Here is a 26,631-nt window from a genome sequence, read left to right as displayed (position 1 = left end):
ATATCAGCGAAGTTTACATTCTTGGCCATTCTATGGCAGAAGTTGATTTGCCTTATTTTGAAGAATTAGTTAAATCTGTTAAACCTGATGCAAAATGGACAGTAACTTTTTATTCTCCTGATGAGAAGCAACACCATTTTGAAGTTCTGAAAGGGCTTGGAATATCAAACATATCAATTGTTACTTTGCAAGAAATCTAAGTTAAAACTTGTGTTAGTTAATTATGCACAAAAAGATGGTTATGTATCCCTAAAATTTGTTCGCTAATTAACTCTTAAGTCCAATGTATGGATGCTACATCAAATAGTTATATATAAACGTCTTCATTAAATTTAGTGGAATTCAATAACAAGCTCAACATTTCTTGACTATGTTGTTGAATCGCCCTTTCTTCCCAATCTTCATTTCCATTTAGGAAATTTATCATCTCAAGAAGTTTCAAACTATCTATTTTTTGATTCTTTAATGCACCTGAAAAATGAGCAACTTTTGCTTTAGGTGGGAAATTACTCAAACGAGAATTTTTGCTGTGGCTAATCAAACATAAATTTCCAAAGTCATGTAACCAATCACTTTCCATTTTTGGGTGACCATCCATTGGATGTTGCGGATAAAAATGCTCGACTGAACTACGGAATGTAAATTCAAATTCTTTAATCACATGGGATTTATTCTTGTTGTTACGCCATAAAAGATAATCTAGATAATTGAAAATAAAATTATTTTCAATATTTCCAAAACAGAGTTTATTTGTATCAATTTTATTCTTAGTCATATTTTTTGGTGAAGACTTAAAGTTAGTCTCATATATCATCTCATAATATGGCTTACCTTCATCCTTTGCCAAAAAACGCTCGAATACAAACCTCTTAGCTAAATTAGTTAAATATTTTAAATAAGCTTCTGCCTCTATTTCCTCTTGATAATAAAGAAAGTAAAGTGCAGCATTTAACCAATGTTTATATACCAATGTAGGAGTGGATACATGAAATGCAGATAAAAGCATAAGAATTTGACGATTAATACCATCATATTCATTTTTATCATCATTAAAGCTATTACTAAAACCAACACTCTTTTTTGAATACCATTTGAGACGTTTTAAACTCCATGTATCCTCACCTTTTAGGTATTCACGTTTAATAATGAATTGATCAAATAAATACTTACACTTGAATAAAGCAAATACAAAATCTTGCACAGCTTCAATATTGTTTTCAATATTTAAAAGATAATCTTCAAATTCAGTAATTAAATGTTTGTCGTCTAAGGAAATGTCTTGTTCTGTGTAAACTTTTAATACATGCAATAAAAAATTAGAAAAGTTGATAACACTATTGAATCTATCAGGTGCATCATCATTGTTATTAGCCTGTATTTTACTGGGACGTATTGGCTTACTTAAAACCGTCAACAATGATCTACCTGAGCCTTGTTCGCTATTCATTTCTAAATTTTCACACAGCTCAGCAAAATCATTTATAGAAAACGTCCCCCAATCATTTTCACCAAATAGACAATGTCGTTCCTCTGGGCTGAAGCCATACTGTACATAACGTTCCATATTAGCGCATGCCTCCCATATTTTCTGCAGTGCATGGATACTAGCCTCTTTTTCTCCATCATCTTCTATTTCATTAAGCACTTTCATCATTTTGGCTTTGAGGACTTCATGTTTCTCCAACTGTTCTCCTCTGTTGTTCATTGCTTCGAAATAATGATTGAGATCTGTATCCTGAGGCACTTCAACACGCATAATATGTACATGGTTAAATAGGTATGTGGAAAATTTTCTAAGATCAAGAGGTTTTAAAGAAGCTAGTTTCTTTTGAATTAACGTATAGCCGTTAAGAATCGCTTCATTATATTGTTCAGTATTTAAATGATGTAGTGCGGTACGCTGGCTTAGCGCATTAAATGTATTGGTGGATTTAGGGCGACTGTCAAAATTGATATTTAGCTTTTGATACCAAGCCATACTAGGGAAACGAGCTTTTGTAGTCAGAGATAATTCCAAATTTTTTAAATATAATGCTAGAAGTGATAGTGTTGTAAAGCGCTGCTGACCATCTATCACCTCCAATGTACCATCTTGACGCTTATATACCACTAATGTACCAATATAATAGCGTTGATGTTGTTTCTCCTGGTAGTCTTTTATATCCTCTATTAGTTGATTAATCTCACCTTCTTCCCATGCATAATTACGTTGGTACATAGGAATGACATAATTATTTTCATCACTTAATAACTGCTTGATTGAGAATTCGTGTAATGCCTTATTCATAATAATTCATTCCTTTAAACAGTTTTACTAACATGTCTTGATTAGCATTTCCCTTACGCTCGTTATTCTTATTATCTGCATCCGTTAATGAATGCAGGTGAAGAGTCAATACATCAGAAGGTGACACAGCATCTTTAATCACACGAAAAATATTATGCTTAAGTACATGATTATCTATTGTCGCAAGCTGCACAGTTTGCTGCTTGATGCGTAATTGATAAGCCCAAATAAAAATTTTCTCGATAGCATTAGACAGTTCTGCTGTACCGAACTTATCAATATAAAAAATAAGGCTACAATCAAAGATAGCTCTGACATATTTATCCCCAGTACGATTTCGATCAGGATAATGATTTAAATCTTTTAAAATTTTCTGAGCTTGTTTGCTCAACTCCACACCCCAGAATCTCTTACTATTTCGATGTTCAGTCTGAACAATAGCCTGTACTTGTTTCTGATAATGAGATGCCATCTCAAAAAATCGACGACCATTAATAATCATTTGGTCAAGATGAAATGGAAAAGTTTTCTGCTGTTTATCGATTTTTCGATGATATTGAACGTTGTAATCATCTATATAATGATGTGCTATAAGCAATGATTCGACATAGGGGAATTGTGCAATTTGATCAATATTAATTCCTTTGAATACACCAATTTCATTTTTACCAAAATAACGTGCGGAATAACCCGAAGACCAACGACGAATACGGTAGAGATATGCAGCGAACAGAGTTGTAAGTTCATGACTTTCTAAATCTTCCCAGTCCGCCACAGTAGAGGCTTTTAATGCTTGTTCATGATCACCAAATTCACGCAAATGATAGGCTTTGAGTAAGTCATGTGGCTCTAGATCACGTCCACGAGAGTTCTGCGAATCAAAAAATTGAAAGGCTTCTGATATATCATTTAATGTAAATGATACAACTTCACAACGATTTAATAAAAAATCGATATGCTGTTCAGTGAAGTCACTGCGGCTCACTAATCGTTTAATTTCCTGAAAATTATCATACAAGTTACGTTGGCTAATTTCGCTTTTAAAAGTTTGGTTTTCCATAAAATCAGCTAATGGTTCTGCTAGATCATTTAGCTGATCTGTCAAATCTTGTCTTTCAAGCTCAGACAATCGCTCCTCAATTAAGGCATAAATAGTTAGCATTAAGGTCAAGGTGCGTTGTTGACCATCTACAATATTTAAAACCTCAGTTTCTTTATTATCACAATGAAAAACCAAAGTCCCTAAACGATAGGCTGACTGTTCTTTATGCGATTGAATATCTTGAAAGAGTTGATGAATGTTACGCACTGTCCATTTATAAGGGCGCTGATATACAGGTATGGTTAAACCATCAAGTTGTACTAGCTGGCTAACTTTTAGAATGTTCTTCTTTAAAACTTGAATTTTAAGTTCTCCAGGTTTCACTTAATACTTTATAAACAATTAGTTATTTGGTCATTTTATCTAGATTGACACAACTCTCATAGACAAATTTTCTCAAAATTTCATGAAATGAACTGATAAAAATCATAGGTTCATGAATCAAATTTGATTTCTTATCGAGATTTTTTAAATAAGGTAATGAAATTTATAAATAATTTTTAATATTAACCTATGAACTAGACTTTAGATGAACATAAGTTAAATAAGATATCCAAGACTGTGGCCTACGCAACCTCAGTTGTTGCCACAGCTCAGCATCGTGAATCTGCAAAATTATATTCACGATGCTGAGTATCCTAATGAACATAATATACGTTATGCCGAAATCCGTGAGCTAAAAAATACCAGTTAATCTGGAATCAAAATATTTGCTCATTTCCTTAAATAAAAATCCCTGAATTAAAAAACCATCCGTAACTTGGAATGATTCCTTAGATTCCCTGATGCACTCATAAGTTTTATCAAATGACACAGAAACAGTTATAAATTTTTGATGTTGAATAACAACAATACAATCCTTGGTATTCAAAATCTTAGATTCAAAAGCTTCTCTATCCGACAAATAATCATCAAATTCAATAACAGTAAAATCTGAATGACGAGACTTTAAATAGTTTGCAAAAATTGTTTTTCCTGTTCCTGGCTTACCTGTAATTAATATTTTCATAAAAACCCCCTGTTTTTCTAGAAAATAATAAAAAAATTGAGAATAACTTAATTCGTATTAGACTAAATTTGTCTAGGAGAGTGGCAGTAGTCCACCAGCTTAACTGGTGACACTGCCTGATTTTTTGTATGTTAGAATACTTTCTTTATCGATAGCCCAACATTAAAATTTCTTCGATCTGCGGGCTCAAAGAAACGACTATTGCTATCGTTGACAATCACGGAACCCACATAGTTTCGATCAAATAAGTTATCGACTCGTGCATAAGTATTTACTTTCCAGTCTTTATTAACCCACAAATAGCCAACATTTGCTGCAACAATGGTATAACTTGGTGCAGTATCGGAGTTGATATCATCGACATAAATCTTGTCCATATAACGTGCTTCTAAGCCTGCCTGAAAGCCCTGCTCAGGTTGCCATGCCAAGCCTACAAAAGCTTGATTCTTGGCAATACCTGGAAGGTATGTTCCTTTTTGTATCAGCGGTTTGGTTGTGGTCGCTGGAATATCAGCATCAAAAGTCGCATCTAAATAACTATAACTGGTTCGAACATTGAGTGCTTGCCAGAGCTGTTTTTGCCACGATAACTCTAAGCCTTCACGTAAGGTTTTTTCTGCATTACGAAATGTGCTACGCCCGCCATTGGCATCGTCAGGCACAATGTCATTTTTAGTTTCAGTATGAAATACAGCAAAAGTAAATAACCCTAATGTATTCTGCGATTTTAAGCCAAGTTCTGCAGTATCATTGGTCGCAGGTTTTAAATTAAAGTTAATGCCTGAAGTCCCTACTGTAGGATAGGCCATCTCGGTAAAGGTTGGTGTTTCGAAGCCTTTACCATAGCTTGTATAAGCATAAAGCTCAGGTAATATATCCCAGCCTAAAGCGACAGTTGGAAGTAACTTTTGATAATCTGTTGAACCACTGTCGTCACCATTGCCTGTGGTGATGTAATGATCATCTGACTCATAATGTACATTGCTATAGCGCAAACCTGCATCTAAATGCCACGTTGGCAAGAACTGCCATGAGGCTTGGATGTAAGGATCTAGATTCCATAAGGTATTATTTTCATCACGACGTAAATCACCTTTCACACCATAACGCCCTGTCGCATCAAAGTTTTCATACCCCTGACGATCTTCGCGCATCTGATCAAATGCCAAACCTGCAATAAATGTAGTATTCGGCAAGAGCTCTTTACCCGTCCAATGGAAGTCTGCACCATAATAATCCCGATCAAAATCGATAACACCGCCTGCATGACGTGGATTTTTTTGGGTACTACTAGGGATCGACTGATATTGCACCACCTGCCTATTGCCAAAATAGACCATGCCATACAACTCTTGCTGATCATTCAGTGGTTTGTTCCATGTCAGCCCTGTCTGCGTCTGATCAATGCTTTTGCGCACATCATAAATATTTTTAGCATCATTCACTTGCTTCGGATTAGCTTTCCACTGCTCACGATTTAGACCTTGTGGGTCATCGGCATTTATATCGACACGGTTTATGAGCCAATTAATCTTACTACCATCCTCCAAATTCCAAGTGAGCTTGGCATTATTCAACACTTTTCGCGCAGCGCTATGATCACGGAAACCATCCGTATCAAAATAGGAAGAACTGATCACATAGGCAGGTTGATTGGCTTGCTCTGCCCCCCCTTGTAATTGAATATTGGCTTGTTGCTTATGGTGACTGCCTGCATTTAGACCCACTTGAATCGAGTCTTTCCCTTGTCCTTCTTTGGTCTCGGTTAGAATGGTTCCACCCGATGAGTTACCATAAATGGCAGAAAATGGACCTGTCAGAATTTCGATATTGTCCAAGCTGTCTAAGTCAATATTGGAGCTTTGTCCCTGACCGTCGGGCATGGTGGCAGGAATACCATCGACATAGAGGCGTATGCCCCGCACACCAAAAGTAGAACGAGCCCCAAAGCCTCGCATGGAAATTTGCAAATCTTGCGCGTAATTTTCACGGTTATTGATTTGTAAACCCGCCACACCTTGCAATAGTTCAGACACATTCACATTCACATTCACATTCGTGTTGAGTTGAGTTGAGTTGAGATTCTGGAGTTTGCACTTTCTGTATAGAAGCTGGTGCCTGTAATAATTTACTTTCAGTGCGTACTGCTTGGACTTTAATCACAGGAAGTTGATATGCCGCTGTATCTTGAGCATGCAATGCCATCGACTGTAAAATAACCGTTGTCAAAAACGCATAGTTAAAGGGAAATGGATTGCGATTATGTACTTTCACAAGACATCCTTTTCTTATCATCTTGGTAGGAGTGTAGAAAGTCCCTCTTTGCAGAAGGACTCTCCAAACAATAATACGTTTTAGTCTTCTAAACTATAAGCAATCACATAATCGCCATGATCAGGTGACTGACGCGCACCGCCTGCAGAAATAACCACATATTGCTTACCTGTTTTTGGTGAAATGTAGCTCATTGGTGTACCTTGACTACCAACAGGTAAACGTGCTTTCCACAACTCTTCACCATTGGATGAATTGAAGGCACGTAAATAGTAATCCTGCGTTGCAGCAAAGAACACTAAACCACCCTGTGTTGCCATTGGTCCACCAATGGTTGGCATACCAATTGGTGCTTTTAAGCCCATCTTAATGCCCATCGGACCTGTATCTTCGACTGTACCCAAAGGAACCTGCCATGCAATTTGACGAGTTTTCATATCAATTGCAGTCATGGTGCCAAAAGGCGGTTTTTGACAAGGAATACTTAACGCTGACCAGAAACGGTTTTTGTTGACTTTGTATGGTGTACCTTTCATTGGTACTGCACCCATACCTGTATTCACTTTCTCACCTCCATTGGCTTGAATCGCCAAGTCTTCAGGCGTTTGCTTAATTAACTGAATCCAAAGCCCTAGACGCATGTCATTCACAAACATATAACGATGGGTTGGGTCGAATGCAATTGAACCCCAGTTCATGCCACCGAGTGAACCCGGAAAGCTCAATGAAACATCAGTACCTGGTGCAGTGAAAAGCCCCTCATAGCGCATTGATTTGAAATTAATACGACACATCAATTGATCAAATGGTGTAGCACCCCACATGTCTGATTCAGTCAGAGTTTGATTACCAATTTGTGGCATTTCAATAGAACGTGGTTGGGTCAAACTATATTGTTCATTTGGAATATCAGCGGCTTTAACAGGCTGTTCAATGACTTTGGTCAATGGTTTACCTGTAACACGGTCAAGTACAAAGAACTGACCAGACTTCGTGCCAATGACTACAGCAGGTTTAGTCGAACCATCTTTCAGTGGGAAATCCACCAAACTTGGTTGCATAGGTAAATCAAAGTCCCATAAATCATTATGCACTGTTTGATAGACCCACTTTTCTTTACCTGTGGTCGCATCAAGTGCCAATACCGAAGTATTGTATTTATGATCTAAGGGTTGACGATTTGCACCCCAAAGGTCAACTGATGAACTTCCCATCGGTAAGAACACGGTATTCATTTGTGGGTCATAAGACATTGCAGCCCATGAGTTGGCTGAACTACGCTTATAAGTTTCACCTGGTTTAAGTACATAGTTCGGATCTGGATTACGCGGATCGAACGCCCAACGTAGTTTACCTGTAATGACATCGTATGCACGAATTACACCACCCGGCATGTCTGCGCCCACATTATCGGCAATACGGCTACCAATAACGATAGACGTACCTGCAATGGTTGGTGCAGAAGTGACTTCAAAACGCGGTGCTTTAGTGCCATCACCTAAGCCTTCAAGCAAATTTACCGTACCATCAACACCAAAGTCTTTACAACGCTCACCTGTATCGGCATTCACTGCAATTAAACGACCATCAGGTGTGTTGGTATAAACACGACGTGGACATGCCGTATTGGTTGCCACAGCAGTGACCGCGTTTGCACCTGCCAATGTTGGCTGTACCAAGGCTTGCGTTGAATCGAAATACGCAACACCACGACAGCGCTCCCAAGCATCGGCTTTAGAGTTGACTTCAGCTTTCCAGATTTGTTTACCTGAGTCCGCATCCAGAGCAATGATATTGTTATGCGGGGTACACAAAAATACTTTATTGCCGACCTGCAATGGGGTCATCTGATCTTCCGCACCATTACCCGAACCTGTGGTTTTATCTCCCGTTTGAAAGCGCCAAGCTTCTTTTAACTTGGATACGTTATTACGGTTAATTTGATCGAGTGCAGCAAAACGGCTACCACCCGCATCACTACCATAGTGATCCCAATTGACCTGTTGTTTATTTGGTGCCACCGGGACAAGCGGTAATTCCTGACCAGAAGCTTCCACTGTTGGATGTGGAATAAACATACCGTACATACCACCCAACATGCCTAGGACAGTCAGTCCACCTACAACATAAGCAGGTGCAGACATTGCAGTTTGTTGCTGATATTTACGAATAGATGGCAAAGTGAATAGCACGGCAGCAAATAAACCTGCTGGGAACATTAAGCGTGAATGCAGTGGCCAAAATTCAAAGCCAGTATCAATCAATGCCCAAATGACAGTGCCAATAAAGACTAAGCTGAATAATCCGACCCCAAGGGCTTTTTTTCGAAAAATGAAAATTGCTGAAACGATCGTCACTAAGCCTGCAATAAAGAAGTACCAAGAGCCACCTAAACTGATGAGCTTTCCGCCACCAATTAAATAAAATAGGCCTGTTAACAATAAGGCCAAACCAATGATAAAGCACCATATTTTAAATATGGCTCCTGGCTTAGATTGAGCTTCAGACATACATCTTACTCCAAGTGCCGTGAGTTTAAATGACCACTCCCTCTCTCCTTTGAGTATCATTTACCATCACGAATAAATTCTTGTACTTTCGCATCTACAATGCGAAAGCCTTGACTAAAGTGTTTAAACTAGGCAGCACTATTGATCATATTTTAACCAAATTTAAATCTAAGTGCTGTTAAAAATTGACTTTCATGGTTAAACCAGCCACCCACGCCTCTTCTACTTCTTTTACCCCTGTCGGTTGGTAGATGTATTGCAAGTTTGGTCTGAGCATGACCACAGGTGACCATTGATAGGTGTAATTCACTTCTACGTTGAGTTCATCACGTTGAATCGGGACATAGTCACTGGCAAGCGCATCGTAACTGTAATAACCACGACCTTCGTTGGTAGCGATTTGCTTGTCCGTCGCACGGTCATTCACGACATAATTGGCTAAACCAAAACCGATGGAATCATTAGGGCGACTATCGAAAGGACCTTTGTACCAAAGTGCCAGTTGTTGTGTACTTTCTACAAATGTTGTGGCCTTATCGTTCACTACACCATTAAAACTAATATATAAACCGCGCTTCGGATCTGCCCCATGTTGTGTGAGTTGTTGTTGTGCATTCAACCAAAAACTGTATTTACCATCTTGCATTTCACCACTACGAATATCTTTTGCCTCAGCCGTGGAATACAGTGCACCGAGTTTATATTCGCCCGGCAAACCATTAAATGTGGCAAGTTTAGGTTTCCATGCCAGTTCAACTGGAATGGTGGCCCCTTCGACATTGTCCATATCAAGGTTAAAACCATCACTATTAGATTGTGTTTTCACATTGTCTGGATTCACTTCATACACGCCCAAACCAAGTGACCATGCAGGTGCAAATTGGTATTTAATATTGGTACCCCAGAGTCCTACAGGCCAGTTGTACCAGATCGAACCGATGGATTTACCTAACTGACCACCACAAAGCAGCAAGTTCTGGAATTCACATTGTGAGCTGTTAAAGTCATCCGACATGCCCATACGACCAATTTTGAATTGGACGCGGTTATCATCAAATCCCGTTTTGATCCAAGCCTGAGTTAAGCGCCAGATTTTTCCACGCCCGTAAATTTCTTGAGTATTGCCTAAAGTGCTGGCACGCGGGTCTTTAATCCGCTCTAAAGTTAATGAGTTACCATCACGTTTGGTAATCATTAAGCCTGCTGTAGTATTTTCCCAACCTGCTATTTTACTTAAATCAAAATTAGCACCTAAAGTCAGTTGTCCCGCATTTTCCAAAGTGTTGTCATCGTTATAACCACCAGCCAAATTGGTCGCCGCCTGACTCATAATTGCTGCTGTAAATTTATAACCTTGATCTTCCAGTTGCTTCCGTTCACCGTTCCAATCACCGAATAACCATTGACGGTCTGCCGAATAAAATTCATTGGCTGAAGCCAATTGGCAAGTTAAAAGCGCCAAAGATAATGTGCCTAGCTTTAATAGTTGTTGCATACCAAACATCCTTTTTTGTGAGGAAAGCTCAACTCACATGAGCTTTCCATGCTGTTTTTATTATTTAATGCGAACGGCTGGACTCAGTTCAGAAGTTGCACCCAAATGGTCGGTCACATTAGCCGTCACACTTGCAGCACTATTCAATGCTTTCCACGTTGCTTGACCCTGACCTTGAGCATTCGTCGTCACAACTTGCATTCCTAAATACTGTTCAGCTTCTTGACCATTCGCTTGACGATTGGCAAAGAACTCAACCTGATAGCGTTGATTCGGTTGCGCCTGAACTTCAGCCATGATTTGACCTTTGCTATAACTTAAACGCGGTGCTTGGATGTTTTGGTTTGGTATCGCGTTACAGCCTTGTTCATTCGGCTGTGTACAGGTTTTTTGCAGTTTCGCCGCTTCAATGACCACGCCACCACCACGAGAACCGACAAAGCCAGCATGTTCAAGCGCAGGCACAGCAAAAACAATTGCGCCTAAACGCTGATTGGGTACACACGAACCACCCGCTTCACAGCGTTTAATATCTTTACCATTGTCCCAAATTAGGTTTTTGGTCAACGTTGTACGTGCATTGGCATCTTTTTCTGAACGAATGGCAATGCCAAGACGGTTACCATGAACTTTGTTACTGTCAAAAATGTTGCCATCACCGGTGAGGTTAAAACCTATCGAGTTGTTGGTCAGTTCGTTATAAGCGATGTAATTGCGCTTCCCCCAGTTGATTTGCAAACCATCAGAGTAGTTTTCAAATTTGTTCCCCACCACCGCATTGTCATTACCCCACAGGATTTCGATACCTTGCGACGGTTCTGGATTGGCTTTGGTTGAAGTAAATAGATTGTTGGCCACAAGGTTAAATGCCGCTCCACGGGTAAGCTCAAGACCATCGCCATTATCTACAAACAAGTTGTTCAAGACTTTGTTGTTATTGGTGGTGGTCGAAGTCGGATTGCCCTTACCGTCATCACCTGTCAGCATCACACCCGAGCCACCGTAGTTATTACTGATACGGTTATTTTGAATCAAGTTATTGCTTGAACGGTTCACCAATACACCAATACAGAAACGATGAATATCGAGACCTTTTAGCGTCACACCATTCACATCTTGCAGAACTAAACCCGGTAAAGTCGTGGTACGGACATTGGTGCCATACTGTTCAGGGTTTGCCCCCGGGCAGGCTTTCGCGCCTTCACCTTTAATATAGTTTGAACCATCAATCGCAATAAACTCGCCTGTTTTGTCCCATTGCGTCCCAATGATCTTCACTGAAGACTTAATTGGCGGTAAAGCTTGATTCAGTTTAATTACATAGGGTGCTTTACCCACGGCCTGGATTTGAATTTCATTTTCTTGCGTCGCATTGGCATTGGATTGTTCAATCGCCCAACGCAGTGAACCTTTTGCAGTATCGTCCTGATAGCGGTCCACAATATAAGTTTCTGCACTGGCAAAACCTGAAGCCGCTAAACTCAAAACCAGTGTGGTGAAGCATAAGGTTGATGGTTTCATTTTTTAAATCCTTTTCTATCCTTGAAGATGAATATCGCAGTGCATTAAGGGGTCGGGTGTACTGTTTTCAGCAACTGTTTGAGTTGAGTCACATCAATTTGACCCGGTGCAGAGGCTTCACCAATCATGCCGAAACTTAAACTGCCACCCATATTGGCAGTAGCGACACGAGAAATCGTGCCCAACTGCCCCATTGACATAGTCAGTAAGGGTTTCTGACTTTTTTGGCTGACCGCCAAAGTGGCATTCATGAGGGTAAAGACATCTTGTTTTGACTTTGGCATCACCGCAATTTTTAGAATATCGGCACCCATCTGATCTTGTTTTAGCAAACGGTTTTCAATTTCTTGTTGTTCTGGCGTTTTATTAAAATCGTGATTCGACATAATCACTAGCACATGTTTATCATGCGCCAATTTGGTTAATTTCGCTACACTGCCTGCATCACGGAACATTTCGATATCCAGCAATTGCATAAATGGCTTTTTCAGGTATTCACGATAAATCTTTTCATAGTCTTGATCAGACACCGTCATTTTTCCGCCTTCGTTGTGGGTACGAATGGTGGCAATCAACGGTTTGTCTTTTAAAATTTGATTCAGCTGCTGACCCAATGCAATTACTTTTTTGGTGTCGGCAGAAAATTCCAATAAGTCGATGCGAAACTCAGCCACATCTGCATTTGGGTTGCTGGCAATCACTTGCGCTTGGGCAATGGCTTGCTCTGCTGTTTTTGCTGTGATCGGTACAATGGTTTTGACAGGTAAGTCGCCAATATTGAGGTTTTTCACCATATAGTGTTGTGCGCTTGATTGAGCCGATTCAGCTGCAAATGCAGATGGCATTGCTGCTAAAACAGCACTGCTTAAGCAGAGTTGCATCGCTAATTTTTTGATGGTAATCATTACATTTCCTTGTATTTTCAAACTATTGCCTGACTTTTATCATCAGCCGCAAACATACGTGGGATGAATGAAATGGGTCATACCATCACCACGTATAAACTTGGATCATTGCAGCAAGAGCAGCAATCAAATAGCTGCTCTTGCCAATTCTGACAATTAGATGTCTAAGAAGACCGTTTCATCTTCACCTTGAATACGAATGTCAAAGCGATACACCACTTCACCATCACGCTCTTCACGTTTTGCAATGAGGGTTTGACGACGAGGTGCCCACTCAATGCCTTTCAGTACAGGATCTTGTGCATTGGCTTCAGCTTCATCTTCAAAATACACACGGGTATTCAAGCCAATGTTAATCCCGCGAGCAAAGATGATCAGTGCAATATGCTGTGCCTGAGTTGTACCTTTACGTCCCGGAACCGAACCAGGTTTAATGGTATTGAAACTCCAAAAACCAGTTTCGAAGTCTGCGCCTGTACGTCCCCAACCAAGGAAGTTTGGATCGACCACTTTGCCTTGAATATCAGCCGCACTTGGATACACACCATTGGCATCCGCCTGCCAGATTTCAATTAACACATCACGTAAAGGCAGGCCTAAACCGTCGAATACTTGACCTTCTAAACGAATACGTTCGCCTAAAGTGTTTTCTTTAACTAGCTGGTTGTTAAAGTTATTTTCAAAGACTTCAATGTTGGCTTGTTGTGGTAACAAACCAATGTGTACGTATGGTCCACCTGTTTGAGATGGAGTTTCATGCAATTCTTGAAAGTTCCAATTGTTCATGTTGTTCTCCCTGAATTAAGTCAAATCATTTTCGAAATAAGTCGCACGACGACCACGTAAAGTGATGTCAAAGCGGTAACAACGGCTGTCTGCTTCAATGAAGTTGCTCTTGTCTTCAAAGGCAATCAATGCTCGACGTTGTTCTTCCGAAGGAATGGTTTTAATAATCGGGCACGAATCAATCAGCGTATCGCCTTCAAAGTAGAACTGCGAAATGAGGCGCTGCGCCCAACCATCGGCAATCAAAGAGAAATGGATGTGCGCAGGACGCCATTCATTAATACGGTTACGCCATGGGTAAGGACCCGGCTTAATGGTACGGAATACAAAATAGCCGTTAGCATCAGTCATCATACGGCCACAGCCGCCAAAGTTCGGGTCCATCGCACCAATAAACTGATCATTTGGATGACGATAACGACCAGAAGCATTGGCTTGCCACACTTCGAGCAAAGCATTTTTGACTGGACGACCGAACTGATCACGAACACAGCCATGCACGATAATGCGCTCACCAATCGGTAAACCTTCTTTGGCATAGTTCAAAATCAAATCGTTATCTTTAGGTCCAAATTGCTCGGCACTGAACTGCGGTGAAGTCACTTCAGTTAAGGTTTCTGCAATCGAAATCAAAGCATTTTTTGGCGAGCGTAATACACTGGTTTTATAGCCGGGTGCATATGCTGGCGGGTGATCATCGGTATTGCGTTGTGCATAAGCACCTAAAATAAGTTGCGACATGTGACGTCCCTCTTAATCTTGTTCCATTACTCTTGGTTGGTTTGTTCTAAGTTTGATTGCAATTCACTCAGTTTCTGCGGGGCAATGCCCAAATCTGCAAAAACTTCTTCTGCCATGTGCATAGCTGCATTGGCTGCGGGTAAACCTGCATACAGTGAACAGTGCAAAATCAACTCTTTTAAATCGTCCTTGGTCACACCATTGTTAAAACAAGCACGTAAATGCATACGTAGTTCGTCTTCACGGCCCAATGCCAATAACACCGCAATGGTGACTAAGCTACGGGTATGGCGTGGCATGCCTGGTCTAGACCAGACTTCGCCCCACGCAAAACGACTAATAAAGTTTTGAAAGTCAGCATTGAAATCATTCAAGTTCTCAAGTGAACGACCGACATGCTTTTCACCCAGTACTTCAGTGCGTACGGTGATTCCTTGTTCATAACGTTGTTCATCATTCATGGGAGAAACCTCAATTAGGCCGCATCGGTATGTGCGACCAGTGATTTAACAAAAATAGCGACTGCTGCTGCTGTAGCTGGAATTAACAATAGGCTTAAAATGGCAGTAAACGACCAGTCATTCCCGAGTAATACCGCACCGATCCAAGCACCAAATACCGCACCGAAACGACCAATTCCAGACATCCAAGCCACACCTGTTGCACGGCATTGCGTCGGGTAAAAACGAGCACTGAGTGCTGGCATAGCCGACTGTGCTCCATTAATCGCAACACCTGCGCAAAGCACTAAAATGGCAAGTAAGGTTGGATTTGCTAAGCTCTGACCAACAGCAAATGCAAAGATCCCAGCGACAAAGTAGAAGCCTGCAATAATGCGGTTCGGGTTGAAACGGTCCATTGCCCAGCCAATAAATAAAGCACTGAGTACACCGCCAAACTGGAATAAACCACCAATAAATGCAGCGCGTTCCATCGTTGCGCCAGTTTCACGCATCAAGGTTGGTAACCAACTGGTAAGTAGATAAATCATCACCAAACCCATGAAATAGGTCAGCCACAATAAAACCGTACCTTTGACATATTTCTGAGAGAACAGCATGCCAAACACACCTTTCTTCTCTGCACCTTCGGTTTTTTCTTCAGGTACATGAAACTCTGTAACACCCTGTACTTGCGTCGGTGCAATACGCGTCAAGATTTTGCGGACTTTTTCACTGTCACGACCTTTCACAATCAAGAAACGATAGGATTCTGGCAGGAAGAAAATCACCAAGATCATCAAGATCAGTGGAGACCAACCGCCCAATAAGAATAGGCTGTGCCAACCAAAGGTTGGGATCAACCAACTGCTGATGAAACCACCTGTCGCCATACCTAAGTTGTAACCACAGAACATACAAGTCACGAGTAACGAGCGAGAGCGCTGTGGGCAATATTCAGAAAATAGCGTGGTTGCATTCGGCATCGCTGCACCCAAACCAATACCGGTTAAAAAGCGCAGTATCACCAAGGTATTTAAGTCAGCCGCATATGCCGATGCCAAAGTAAAGCCACCGAAAATCAGCATCGAAACACTTAAAACAATCTTTCGCCCAAAGCGGTCAGCGGTTGGACCAGACACCAAAGCACCAATAATCATGCCGCCTAAGGCCGCACTCATGACTGGACCCAGTTGCGAGCGGTCTATTCCCCAGTCTTGTGCCAAGGCTGGAGCAATAAAACCCATTGCCGCAGTATCAATACCGTCAACAAAAACAATGAAGAAACATACAATTGCGATCAACCACTGATATTTGCTAATCGGTGCATCATTAATCAGTGCTTGTGCGTCTATACTCGTTTTTTGAGTAGCGTATTCCTGAGACGCCATACCTGCCTCCTTGGGCTGAAAGTCCTTTTAAAAATCCTTAAACTATTGAATCGATCCAATGAACTGACTGAGGGTTTGGGTAAACAGCTCAGGTTGCTCAATATTGGAAAGATGCGATGCATCAATCACCGCTAATTCACTATTTTGAATCTGTTGTTGCATAAAGACGCCATCTGCCACTGTCGTAACTGGGTCAAATGCGCCTGCAATCACTAAAGTTGGAATCTGAATCTGTTGAATTTGAGTAGATAGATCTGCTTGCGCGAGCGCTCGGCAAGATTCTGCATAGCCCAGTGCTGGCGTAGTGGCTAAAGATTGAATGGTGCGCTGCGCCAAAGCATCGTGTTGATAATCAAACTGCTCACTAAACCAGCGTGTATGCGTAGTCGCGACCAAGTCTGCTAAGCCATTGGCTGTTACAGCATCTGCACGAGCATTCCAACCTTCTTCAGTCCAAATTTTGGCTGCTGAATTCGCCACAGTTATGCTATGAAAACGATCTGCATGATGAATACCGAGCCACAAAGCCGTCATGCCACCCATTGAAATCCCGCAAAAATGCGCTTTTTCAATGTTTAAACCGTTCAGAATATCAATCACATCTTCTGCAAGATTTTGTACAGTGGTCTGCTCAATCACATCACTTTGCCCATGACCACGCGTGTCATAAGTCACCACTTTGAACTGTTGTTCGAAGGCAGCAACTTGTGGCTGCCACATGCCTTTATCTGTACCCAATGAGTTTGAAAATACAATCACAGGCGCATTCTCTTGCCCACTGATCGCAACAGATAAAGTCTTGCCTTGACGATTGGTCATCGTGATATTCACTTTGCCTCTCCCTTTGCTTCTTGCAACACCGCATCAATCTGGTCTTGAATATTGCCGAGATATGACGCGGGTTTAAAAATTTCTGAAATCTGAGCTGCACTAAAATAGGCTTTGACTTGATCGAGTTCAGTAATGACCTCTTTTAAGTGAACACCTTTTTCCACGGCTGTTTTACATGCCGCTTCAACGACATGATGAGCCTGTAAGCGACCCATATGCGGTGCTAAAGCCATCATCACAGCTTCCGCCATGATCAAGCCTTGAGTACATTCCAAATTACGCTGCATATTCTCTGCATTAATTAGCATCCCTTGTAAAACTTCCAAAGTCCGCTCTAAAGCACCTGCACAGAGTTGGAAAATTTCAGGCAATGCCAGCCATTCCGCATGCCATCCACCTAGACTGCGCTCATGTTCCTGCACCATGCTTTGATACAAACTCGACATCAACACAGGCACACGATTGGCTGCTGCCAAAACGGATGCCGCAGCAACAGGATTACGCTTATGCGGCATGGTCGATGAACCACCACGCCCTTTCGCTGCCGGCTCAAATACTTCTGCAATTTCAGTTTGCATCATCAACGACCAGTCACGCGCCATTTTGCCCAAACTACCTGTCACCATTGCTAGAACACTCGCCACTTCGACAATACGGTCGCGCTCGCCATGCCAAGTACAATTTGGGACTGAAAGCTGTAGCTGAACGGAATAAGCATGAACCACAGCAGTACCTTGTGCTTGCAATGAAGCCAATGAACCAACGGCACCGCCTAATTGAGCAGTAAAAACACGTGCTTTCATGGCTTCAATACGGACCAAATCACGACGAAAGGCCGAAGCCCAACGCGCTAATTTATGACCTAACGTAATGGGTAGGCCTTGCTGCAACCACGTGCGCCCAATCATGACTTGTGCACGATACTGTTCTGCTTGAGCCAAAGCTGTGCGATAGCATTGTTGAATTAAGGCTTCAACATGCGTCATTGCTGTACGGCACTGCAAAATACATGCGGTATCTAAAATGTCTTGACTGGTTGCACCCCAATGCACATAACGTGCAGCATCTTCATCATTTTGTTTCACAATCGCAGTCAATTGCTTCACAAAAGGAATCGCAATATTGCCTGCCAAGCCTGTTGCAACAGCCAAAGCATCAAAATCAATCTGATTAATCGCAGTCTGTGCGACTTGGGAAATTGTGATTGCCGCAGATTCTGGAATGACACCGACTTGAGCCTGTGCTTGTGCCAAGGCAACTTCCACCTCAATCATGTAAGATACCAACGCGCGATCACTGAAAATTTCAGTCACCTCGTTTTGGTAAAATAAGCTGGCATATAACTGGCTCATGATCGCTATCCTTAAATCTGCTTTAAACGCGCTGAATAATCATTGCAATACCTTGACCGACCCCAATACACATTGAACACAGGGCATAAGTACCACCGGTTTGTTCCAATTGATTCAGTGCAGTCGTCACCAAACGTGCACCTGAAGCACCGAGTGGATGACCAATCGCAATCGCACCACCATTTGGATTCACTTGCGTCGTATCGTCTGCCAGACCTAAATCACGGGTCACTGCTAGTGCCTGTGCAGCAAAAGCTTCATTCAGTTCAATCACATCCATCTGTTCGATTGTGAGATTGGCTTGTTTGAGGAGCTTCTTAATCGTAGGGGCTGGGGCAAAGCCCATGATGCGAGGTTCTACACCCACAGCAGTAGACGCAATAATCTTGGCACGTGGTTTAAGCTGGTACTGTTCAACGGCTTGTTCTGAAGCGATCAGTACAGCAGCCGCACCGTCATTGATGCCTGACGCGTTTCCCGCTGTGACGGTGCCTTCTGCTGTGACGACTGGCTTCAGTTTAGCCAAACCTTCTAATGTGGTCGATGCACGAGGATGTTCATCCGTGTCGATCACAATCGGATCACCCTTACGCTGCGCAATGCTCACAGGGATGATCTCGTGTTTAAAAAAGCCTTGAGCTTGCGCGGCTGTTGTGCGCTTTTGACTCGTCAAGGCAAACTGGTCTTGATCTGCACGATCAATATTAAATTGTTGTGCCACGTTTTCAGCGGTTTGCGGCATGGTGTCTACACCATACATCGCTTTAAGCTTTGGATTGATAAAACGCCAGCCCATGGTGGTGTCTTCAATCTTCTGGCTACGGCCATATGCTGTTTCTGATTTACCCATTACAAAGGGTGCACGAGACATGCTTTCTACGCCACCTGCAATGATCAGATCTGCTTCACCCGCTTTAATCGCACGGGCTGCCATCGCAATCGCATCCAGTGATGAACCACATAAACGGTTCACTGTAGTGGCAGGTACTTCAACAGGAAGACCTGCAAGCAATGCAGACATACGCCCGACATTACGGTTGTCTTCACCCGCCTGGTTAGCACAGCCGTAGATCACGTCATCGACTTGTTTCCAATCCACGCTTGGATTGCGTTGCATCAGTGCTTGAATCGGCACTGCACCCAAGTCATCTGCACGTATTGGTGCAAGTCCACCGGCATAACGGCCAAATGGGGTACGAATGGCATCGATAATATAAGCGTTTTTCATATCTATTCTTCTCTTAATCCTCCCTTAATCCCTCCTTTAAAAAGGAGAGAGACCTACCGCACTTGATGCTAGAGAAGTCCCCCTTTAGCAAAGGGGGATTTAGGGGGATTCAAATCATTAATTCTGTTGTGTCGCATCCACCAAAGTGGCACCCGTCATCCCCTGCAATTCTGCAAAACTCAAACCGTCGACTTTTTCAATCACTTTTAACCCTGTCGTAGTAACATCAATCACGCATAGGTCGGTGTAGATCCGGTCTACACATTTCAAACCAGTAGCTGGGTAGCTCAGTTCAGCGACGATTTTCGGTTCACCTTGTTTGGTGACATGATCGGTGGTGATGAAGACTTTCTTGGCACCTACGGCTAAATCCATTGCACCACCTACCGCAGGAATCGCATCCGGTGCACCTGTATGCCAGTTGGCCAAATCACCATTCGCCGCCACTTGAAAGGCACCGAGTACTGCAATATCCAAATGCCCACCACGCATCATGGCAAAAGAATCACCATGATGGAAAAAGCTGCCGCCTTGCAGCATGGTCACATATTCTTTACCTGCATTGATCAGTTCAGGGTCTTCTTGGCCTTTTTCTGGTGGTGGACCAAAAGCCAATAGGCCATTTTCAGAATGCAGGAACACATCCTTGTCTGAAGGGAGATAGCTGGCAATCTTGGTCGGTAAGCCAATGCCTAAATTGACATAAGCCCCATCAGGGATATCTTGTGCCACACGTTCAGCGATTTGGTTACGACTGAGTTTTTGATAGCTCATGATGTTCTCCCGATTACACAGCAGCGGGTTCAGGTTGAACCTGTACCACGTGTTGAACGAAAATGCCTGGGGTGATGATGTGCTCTGGGTCTAAAGCACCTAAGTCCACTACTTCAGAGACTTGTGCAATGGTCACGCCTGCTGCCATTGCCATAATCGGGCCGAAGTTACGTGCCGATTTGCGATAAACTAGATTGCCCCAACGGTCACCTAGCTGGGCTTTAATCAGAGCAAAGTCCGCTTTGATTGGATATTCAAAAACATAATCTTTACCGTCGATGTGACGGGTTTCTTTGCCTTCAGCCAATAAGGTGCCGTAGCCTGTCGGCGTGAACACTGCACCCAGGCCCATACCAGCCGCTTGAATGCGACAGGCCAAGTTGCCTTGTGGGACCAGCTCTAACTCGATTTTGCCTGCACGATAGAGTTCATCGAAAACCCAGGAGTCGGACTGACGCGGGAACGAACAGATGACTTTTTTTACTGCACCAGCTTTGAGTAGCTTCGCGAGACCATAGTCACCATTGCCTGCATTATTGCTGACGATGGTGAGGTCTTTAATACCGAGTTGAATTAAGCCATCAATTAGTTCAGCAGGTTGTCCTGCTGTACCAAAACCACCAATCATGATGGTTGAGCCGTCGGTGATTTGGGAGAGCACTTCCGCGAGGGATGCCGCACTTTTATCTATCATTAGATAACTCCATTGTGCATCATGCAAATTTGAAAAGGCGCGGAAAACTAACTTGTACTGGAGAATGATTCAGCTAAAACAACATTCCCTAGTCTTTTAGTTCGATTTCCTTATACGTTCATTTTTTATCATTTTCTGGCGTTGGACTAGATAGTTATATGTTCTTTTGTTCGATGATCGAACAATTTATCTACATATCGAACAAAACCTGATTAATACAGTCTGATTTCACGCTATAGTAAAAATATGCATGCAATAAAATGGAGAAAGAGACAATATGAGTAAAGCAATACAGCACACCGAAAAGCAGCTGCACAATAAAGACAATAAAAAAAGCATTCGGCACGAAGACTTTGTCGCTGGCATCAGTAAAGGCATGGCGATTCTGGACAGCTTTGGTACTGACCGACATCGTTTAAATATTTCTATGGCAGCAGAACGAACAGGCATGACACGAGCTGCTGCACGACGCCATTTACTCACCCTTGAATATTTAGGTTATTTAGAATCTGATGGTCATTATTTCTACCTAACCCCTAAAATTTTAAAATTTTCAGGTTCTTATCTTGGTGGTGCTCAGCTTCCTAAAATGTCTCAACCCTTACTCAATTTATTGACCAATCAGACATCTTTGATCTTTTCAGTTATGGTGCTAGATGGATATGAGGCTATTACGATCGCTCGCAGTGCAGCACATCAGCAAACAGATCGCGTTAATCCCTACGGTTTACATTTAGGAAACCGTTTACCTGCACATGCAACCTCTGCAGGAAAGATTTTATTAGCACATTTAGAACGCAATCAGCAAATAGAATGGTTAGAAAAATACCCTCTGCAACGACTGACTAAATATACTATTGTTGACAATCAGCTCTTTCTAGAACTTTTGTATAAAATAAAAGAGGATGATTGGTGCTATTCATGTGAGGAACATGAATTGGGAGTACATGCCCTTGCTGTACCAATTTATGATCATAAGTTTAAAGTAATTGCTGCATTAAATATTGTTTCTCCAACCATTCGAACAACTAAAGACTACTTAGTTCAAAATATTTTACCTTTACTTCAAGAAACAGCTCGAGAACTGCGTAATATTTTATAATTTATCAAGGCTTTGTTGCACAAAGATTTAAAGATTATAGCTACCTGAATCTACTCAGGTTTAAGTGACAATTTGGGTATGAGGTCGGCCTAATTCCGTAAATTTATTTAATACTGTCACACGTGCATGAATCTCATTCACTTGGCTTTGAAAGTTCCTAGCACTGAGTTTATCTCCCAATAATTTGATGCAATGCATCTTAGTTTCTACCAAGCTTCGGCGATGATACCCAGACCACTTTTTCCAAATTGTTCTTCCTAGGAATTTGACCGTTTTCAATAATTAATTTCTCTCTAAAGATCTCAGCTTTTTGTCTTTCCAAGGTTCTCATTTTTTCTTGGTGGAATCACTGGACTGAAAGGTGTCTAGGAGAGTGGTGGCAGTCCATTACCTAACTAAAAGGTGTCTGCAAAATCGGTGGCTATTCACATAAAGCTCAAGGACTTGAATATGACTCAGTGAAGATAGTCATTACTGATGCTAATGAAGATGAAATAACTCATAGTATTTTTTATACAGCTATTACAAGGGCTCGTGAACATTTGAAAATTTATTGGACTCCCGAAACCCAACATAATGTTCTAAGAAAACTTTCTCGCATTTCTAATTCTAAAGATATCTATCTTCTTGCTAGTCGAAAACATTTAAAACCAGTAAATTGAAATGAAGGGCTTATATAAAAGCCCCTATTTCCAAATTTTTAACACTCAACTAAAAATTAGAGTCTGTTGACATTTACTGTTCACAATTAAACCTATAAAGGTAGCCATAAAAATATACAGGCTAAAGTAACAGAACTTTGATAATTTCTTTTGAGCTTGTCATAATTTAATGTTTAGTTTAAACAGGTTTGAATCACTTCAGATAAAATTTGAATTGCTCGTTCTAATTGATTTAAATCAAAGTCACCTAGCCCAAGAATCAGTCCAGGCCGTTTACGCGCTTGAGAAAAGGTAGGTGATACAGCTTTGACTGAAACCCCTGCTTCAAGCGCTATTTTTGCAATTTTTAGATCATCCGCAGAGGCTGTTAACCAGAGCACCATGTGCATGCCTTGATCCCCTGACTCAATAAAAGCATATTGTTTTGGAATATAGCGATCAATCAGTTGAATAATCTGCTGACGATTTTCAGCATAAACATTGCGTATGCGGCGAATATGCCGCTCTAAATAACCTTCTTGAATAAATGCAGCCAACACATGCTGATCTGCTGAGGGGGGATGGCGGTCGATCAGTGCTCTAAGGCCACAAAAGGGTGCCACCAAGACTTTCGGTAATACCGCATAGCCTAGCCGTAACGAAGGAAAAAGGACTTTACTAAATGTACCAAGGTAAATGACTTGATCAGGTGCCATGCCTTGCAGTGCGGGAAATGGTTGACCAGTGTAGCGAAGCTCACTGTCGTAATCATCTTCAACAATCCATGTCCGTTGCTGTTTTGCCCATTCAATCAGTTTGTTTCGTTGAGCCCAACTCATCGGCATACCAAGCGGATATTGATGTGAAGGGGTAACAAAGGCAGCGCGAGCATGAGGTGCGAGTTCAATACCTTTTTGGACTTGAATGCCTTCTTCATCAACAGGAACGCGGGTGATTTGAAGATGGTGCAACGAGTTTTCAAGAATGGCTGTTGTGCCACGATATGCAGGGTCTTCAATCCAGACAGAGTCATGGTTGGTAAATAAAATTTGGCCACAAAGATACAGTGCTTGCTGAATACCGCTGGTAATCACAATTTGCTCGGGTTCACATTGGACTGAACGGGAGCGTCTGACATAGCCAGCAATCGCTGAACGTAAGGCATAAATGCCTTGAGGGTCATCATAACCAGAGGGTGCTGCCACACCTCGTGCACGAAAGCGATTTCCAAATTTTCGCCAAACATCACTGGGTTGCGTACGTCCTGTAGGAACAGAGATGGCAAATGGACGGTGAGCTAAGGGCTTAAATTCTTTGAAAATCTCTGCATAAGTTCGTGCAGCATCGGTAAGAAATTCGGCATCAATCTGGTGAGTTGATGCTGTTTGAGGACTTGAGCACTTTAACGCATGAGAGACAAATGTTCCCTGACGTGATCGAGCTTCTAAAACCCCTTCAGCAATTAGTTGATCATATGCCTCAATAATCGTACCACGGGCGATGCCTAAGGTTTGTGCCAGTTCACGGGAAGAAGGTAATGGGTCGCCAGAATGTAAATCACCTTTTTGTACGGCTTCTCTCAAGATATGAATTAGTTGAGTGGTAATCTGCCCATCTGCTTTATTCAGTTTCACAATCGAGGGAAGGTCGATCACTTTTGCAATTCTTGCCATAATTCTGGTCTACTTAAATTAAAACAAACTGGTTCTTTTAATAATCCAGTGAATAGAGGAAATTTACAACAATGAAATCATTTTTGTTTTAAATCGCAATTAAAAGAGTGTAAGCCATGTATATTCCAGCAGATTTTGAAATCCCACAAATTGACGTTATGCATCAGCTTATCAAACAGTACGCATTAGGCATTTTGTTTACGCATGGCATGAGTGGGTTGGATGCGAATCATCTTCCTTTTGAACTTAGTACTGAGCAGTCCGAACTTGGGGTCTTACATGCGCATGTATCGAGACAGAATCCTATTTGGCAAGACATCAAAGATGGTGATGATGTCTTGGTAGTATTTCGAGCAGGAGATGCCTATATCTCTCCACAATGGTATCCGAGTAAACATGAACATCATCAACAAGTTCCAACTTGGAACTATATGGTAATACATGCCTATGGCAAAGTGAAAATTCATGATGATGAGCGTTATGTCCGAGGTGTGGTGGCTCGTTTAACACGCACACATGAAGCCATACAAGCTGAACCTTGGAAAATGTCAGATGCACCAAAAGACTATTTAGAACCAATGCTGAAAGAAATTGTGGGAATTGAAATCAAAATTACTAAATTACAAGGCAAAGCAAAACTAGGTCAAAACAAAGAATACCGAGATGTTTTAGGTGTCGCCAATGCCTTAACGCAAAATGGACAGCATGCTATCGGGGGTGCCATGCATCAGGTTGCTGCATCAAAAAAACATAGTCTATAAAATCACAATGAATTGAGGAATCCGGAATGCAATGGATAGAACCAGTGACATTGGTTGGGCAAAATGTCATTTTAAAACCACTTGATGAATCGCATCATCTTGAATTGATTGAAGCTGTACAAGATGGTGAATTATGGAAACTTTGGTACACCTTTATCCCGACCCCAGAGCGGATGTTGGCTGAAATTCAAAGGCGTTTAGATTCGCAACAGAATGGTCAAATGCTGCCTTTTACGGTATTTGAGCGCCACAGTGGCAAAATTTTAGGCATGACCAGTTTTATGAATATTGATGTTGCTCACCGTCGACTAGAAATTGGCTCAACTTGGTATAGACAGTCAGCCCAGCGCAGTGCGGTCAATACCGAATCTAAAAAACTACTGTTGAGCCATGCATTTGAGGTTTTGAATTGTATTGCAGTTGAGCTTCGTACATCCTCATTTAATTTTAAAAGTCGTGCTGCAATTGAACGATTAGGCGCTAAATTAGATGGTATATTGCGAAGCCATCAAGTTGTTAAAGACGACATTTTACGAGACACTTATGTGTACAGTATTTTGCGAAGTGAATGGCCAGCAATAAGACAGAACTTGGAGTTTAAATTACAGTTATCTTCAAGTTAAGATGAATCATCAAGCTATATAAAGACATGACACAATATTGAGCTTCTATTGTGCTAAATAATGTGAAATCAGTGAGCTAAATGAGCTCACTGATTTTTTTATAGCTAATATAATTTACAGCTCGAATAAGATGTTTAATAACTCAGCATCCCTTACGGCACTGTTGCAAATAGAAATTTGAGTCATTGTATTAGCTCTAAATTAAATCAGACACTTCACAATTATGACCTGGTCATAGCACTAGGGTTAAGTAAGGAGTGTCTTATGGAACATATCAAAATCATTACATCTGTTTGATGTAATTTAGGTCAAGAAAAAGCTCATCTTGTTGCCCTATAGTATGCGAACAGGCTCATCAGCTTCTTTTACTGCCAGACATTTATTTTTTAATAGAAAAAATTATGTAAAATTATGAAAGAAACCTATGATAAACAATGCTTTTCACCCCTCGAATGGGCTTTTTTATGGATTTATCATTTGCATAAGTAAAC

The 26,631-nt window shown here is 41.6% G+C and carries 22 protein-coding genes and 2 pseudogenes; 5 read left to right on the top strand and 19 right to left on the bottom strand.

What is annotated here, in order from left to right; translation table 11 throughout:
* The coding region (locus LZZ98_RS14745; protein ID WP_237788499.1) for a bacteriophage abortive infection AbiH family protein at positions 1 to 200 on the top strand (200 nt) is incomplete at its 5' end.
* A gap of 107 nt (positions 201 to 307) precedes the next feature.
* On the opposite strand, the gene LZZ98_RS14740 is transcribed toward LZZ98_RS14745, so the two are convergent.
* The 17 genes and pseudogenes from LZZ98_RS14740 to LZZ98_RS14660 form a co-directional block, all read right to left on the bottom strand.
* The gene (locus LZZ98_RS14740) at positions 308 to 2,287 is read right to left on the bottom strand and encodes a DUF262 domain-containing protein (protein ID WP_237788498.1); all 1,980 of its coding nucleotides are present in this window, start codon (positions 2,285 to 2,287) and stop codon (positions 308 to 310) included.
* Complete coding sequence (locus LZZ98_RS14735) at positions 2,280 to 3,713, bottom strand: DUF262 domain-containing protein (RefSeq protein WP_237788497.1); 1,434 nt, start codon at positions 3,711 to 3,713, stop codon at positions 2,280 to 2,282. Before LZZ98_RS14735 ends, LZZ98_RS14740 begins: the two co-directional genes overlap by 8 nt.
* 352 nt (positions 3,714 to 4,065) lie before the next feature.
* Positions 4,066 to 4,398, bottom strand: coding sequence for an AAA family ATPase (locus LZZ98_RS14730; RefSeq protein WP_237788496.1), 333 nt, complete (start codon positions 4,396 to 4,398; stop codon positions 4,066 to 4,068).
* Between the two features lie 131 nt (positions 4,399 to 4,529).
* Positions 4,530 to 6,603: pseudogene (locus tag LZZ98_RS14725) on the bottom strand (TonB-dependent receptor domain-containing protein).
* A 149-nt stretch (positions 6,604 to 6,752) separates the two neighbouring features.
* The gene (locus tag LZZ98_RS14720; protein ID WP_237788495.1) at positions 6,753 to 9,182 is read right to left on the bottom strand and encodes a membrane-bound PQQ-dependent dehydrogenase, glucose/quinate/shikimate family; all 2,430 of its coding nucleotides are present in this window, start codon (positions 9,180 to 9,182) and stop codon (positions 6,753 to 6,755) included.
* A gap of 178 nt (positions 9,183 to 9,360) precedes the next feature.
* A complete protein-coding gene (locus LZZ98_RS14715) occupies positions 9,361 to 10,677 on the bottom strand; it encodes a carbohydrate porin (protein ID WP_237788494.1) in 1,317 nt (438 codons plus the stop codon).
* Between the two features lie 60 nt (positions 10,678 to 10,737).
* Positions 10,738 to 12,198 (bottom strand): NosD domain-containing protein, encoded by a 1,461-nt coding sequence (locus LZZ98_RS14710; protein WP_237788493.1) that lies wholly within the window; start codon positions 12,196 to 12,198, stop codon positions 10,738 to 10,740.
* A gap of 44 nt (positions 12,199 to 12,242) precedes the next feature.
* The gene (gene aroD, locus LZZ98_RS14705; protein ID WP_237788492.1) at positions 12,243 to 13,103 is read right to left on the bottom strand and encodes a type I 3-dehydroquinate dehydratase; all 861 of its coding nucleotides are present in this window, start codon (positions 13,101 to 13,103) and stop codon (positions 12,243 to 12,245) included.
* Between the two features lie 156 nt (positions 13,104 to 13,259).
* A complete protein-coding gene (gene pcaG, locus LZZ98_RS14700) occupies positions 13,260 to 13,889 on the bottom strand; it encodes a protocatechuate 3,4-dioxygenase subunit alpha (RefSeq protein ID WP_237788491.1) in 630 nt (209 codons plus the stop codon).
* Between the two features lie 15 nt (positions 13,890 to 13,904).
* Positions 13,905 to 14,630 carry a protocatechuate 3,4-dioxygenase subunit beta gene (gene pcaH / locus LZZ98_RS14695; RefSeq protein WP_237788490.1) on the bottom strand — a complete coding sequence of 242 codons (726 nt, stop codon included), beginning with the start codon at positions 14,628 to 14,630 and terminating at the stop codon, positions 13,905 to 13,907.
* 26 nt (positions 14,631 to 14,656) lie between these two features.
* Positions 14,657 to 15,091: a 4-carboxymuconolactone decarboxylase gene (gene pcaC / locus LZZ98_RS14690; RefSeq protein WP_131327711.1), complete on the bottom strand. Its 435-nt coding sequence runs from the start codon at positions 15,089 to 15,091 to the stop codon at positions 14,657 to 14,659.
* A 14-nt stretch (positions 15,092 to 15,105) separates the two neighbouring features.
* Positions 15,106 to 16,461: an MFS transporter gene (locus tag LZZ98_RS14685; RefSeq protein WP_237788489.1), complete on the bottom strand. Its 1,356-nt coding sequence runs from the start codon at positions 16,459 to 16,461 to the stop codon at positions 15,106 to 15,108.
* A 42-nt stretch (positions 16,462 to 16,503) separates the two neighbouring features.
* Positions 16,504 to 17,280, bottom strand: coding sequence for a 3-oxoadipate enol-lactonase (gene pcaD, locus LZZ98_RS14680; RefSeq protein WP_269091876.1), 777 nt, complete (start codon positions 17,278 to 17,280; stop codon positions 16,504 to 16,506).
* 8 nt (positions 17,281 to 17,288) lie between these two features.
* Positions 17,289 to 18,644 (bottom strand): 3-carboxy-cis,cis-muconate cycloisomerase, encoded by a 1,356-nt coding sequence (pcaB, locus tag LZZ98_RS14675; protein WP_237788487.1) that lies wholly within the window; start codon positions 18,642 to 18,644, stop codon positions 17,289 to 17,291.
* A 22-nt stretch (positions 18,645 to 18,666) separates the two neighbouring features.
* Positions 18,667 to 19,872, bottom strand: coding sequence for a 3-oxoadipyl-CoA thiolase (gene pcaF / locus LZZ98_RS14670; RefSeq protein WP_237788486.1), 1,206 nt, complete (start codon positions 19,870 to 19,872; stop codon positions 18,667 to 18,669).
* Between the two features lie 117 nt (positions 19,873 to 19,989).
* Complete coding sequence (locus tag LZZ98_RS14665; RefSeq protein ID WP_237788485.1) at positions 19,990 to 20,646, bottom strand: 3-oxoacid CoA-transferase subunit B; 657 nt, start codon at positions 20,644 to 20,646, stop codon at positions 19,990 to 19,992.
* A 13-nt stretch (positions 20,647 to 20,659) separates the two neighbouring features.
* Positions 20,660 to 21,340: a 3-oxoacid CoA-transferase subunit A gene (locus LZZ98_RS14660; RefSeq protein WP_237788484.1), complete on the bottom strand. Its 681-nt coding sequence runs from the start codon at positions 21,338 to 21,340 to the stop codon at positions 20,660 to 20,662.
* 277 nt (positions 21,341 to 21,617) lie between these two features.
* Here LZZ98_RS14660 and pcaU point away from each other — a divergent pair, with 277 nt between their 5' ends.
* Positions 21,618 to 22,442: an IclR family transcriptional regulator PcaU gene (pcaU, locus tag LZZ98_RS14655; protein WP_269091875.1), complete on the top strand. Its 825-nt coding sequence runs from the start codon at positions 21,618 to 21,620 to the stop codon at positions 22,440 to 22,442.
* Between the two features lie 60 nt (positions 22,443 to 22,502).
* Here pcaU and LZZ98_RS14650 read toward each other — a convergent pair.
* A pseudogene (locus tag LZZ98_RS14650) lies at positions 22,503 to 22,792 on the bottom strand (transposase); the annotation flags it as partial.
* Positions 22,793 to 22,855: 63 nt separating this feature from the next.
* Here LZZ98_RS14650 and LZZ98_RS14645 point away from each other — a divergent pair.
* Positions 22,856 to 23,104, top strand: a complete 249-nt coding sequence (locus LZZ98_RS14645) for an ATP-binding domain-containing protein (RefSeq protein WP_330848260.1) — start codon at positions 22,856 to 22,858, stop codon at positions 23,102 to 23,104.
* Positions 23,105 to 23,277: 173 nt separating this feature from the next.
* On the opposite strand, the gene pdxR is transcribed toward LZZ98_RS14645, so the two are convergent.
* A complete protein-coding gene (gene pdxR / locus LZZ98_RS14640) occupies positions 23,278 to 24,756 on the bottom strand; it encodes a MocR-like pyridoxine biosynthesis transcription factor PdxR (RefSeq protein ID WP_237788482.1) in 1,479 nt (492 codons plus the stop codon).
* Between the two features lie 116 nt (positions 24,757 to 24,872).
* Between pdxR and LZZ98_RS14635 the strand changes: the two genes are divergently transcribed.
* Together LZZ98_RS14635 and LZZ98_RS14630 are read left to right on the top strand one after the other, a co-directional pair.
* The gene (locus tag LZZ98_RS14635) at positions 24,873 to 25,517 is read left to right on the top strand and encodes an FMN-binding negative transcriptional regulator (protein WP_237788481.1); all 645 of its coding nucleotides are present in this window, start codon (positions 24,873 to 24,875) and stop codon (positions 25,515 to 25,517) included.
* Positions 25,518 to 25,543: 26 nt separating this feature from the next.
* Entirely contained in the window at positions 25,544 to 26,140 is a 597-nt protein-coding gene (locus tag LZZ98_RS14630; RefSeq protein ID WP_237788480.1) for a GNAT family N-acetyltransferase, read from the top strand.
* The last annotated feature ends 491 nt before the right edge of the window (positions 26,141 to 26,631 follow it).

Origin of the sequence: Acinetobacter sp. SM34, from assembly GCF_022012365.1 — a bacterium.
Classification (GTDB): Bacteria; Pseudomonadota; Gammaproteobacteria; order Pseudomonadales; family Moraxellaceae; genus Acinetobacter.
Note: the sequence above shows the minus strand (reverse complement) of the source record. Positions and strands in the feature narration are given on the sequence as shown.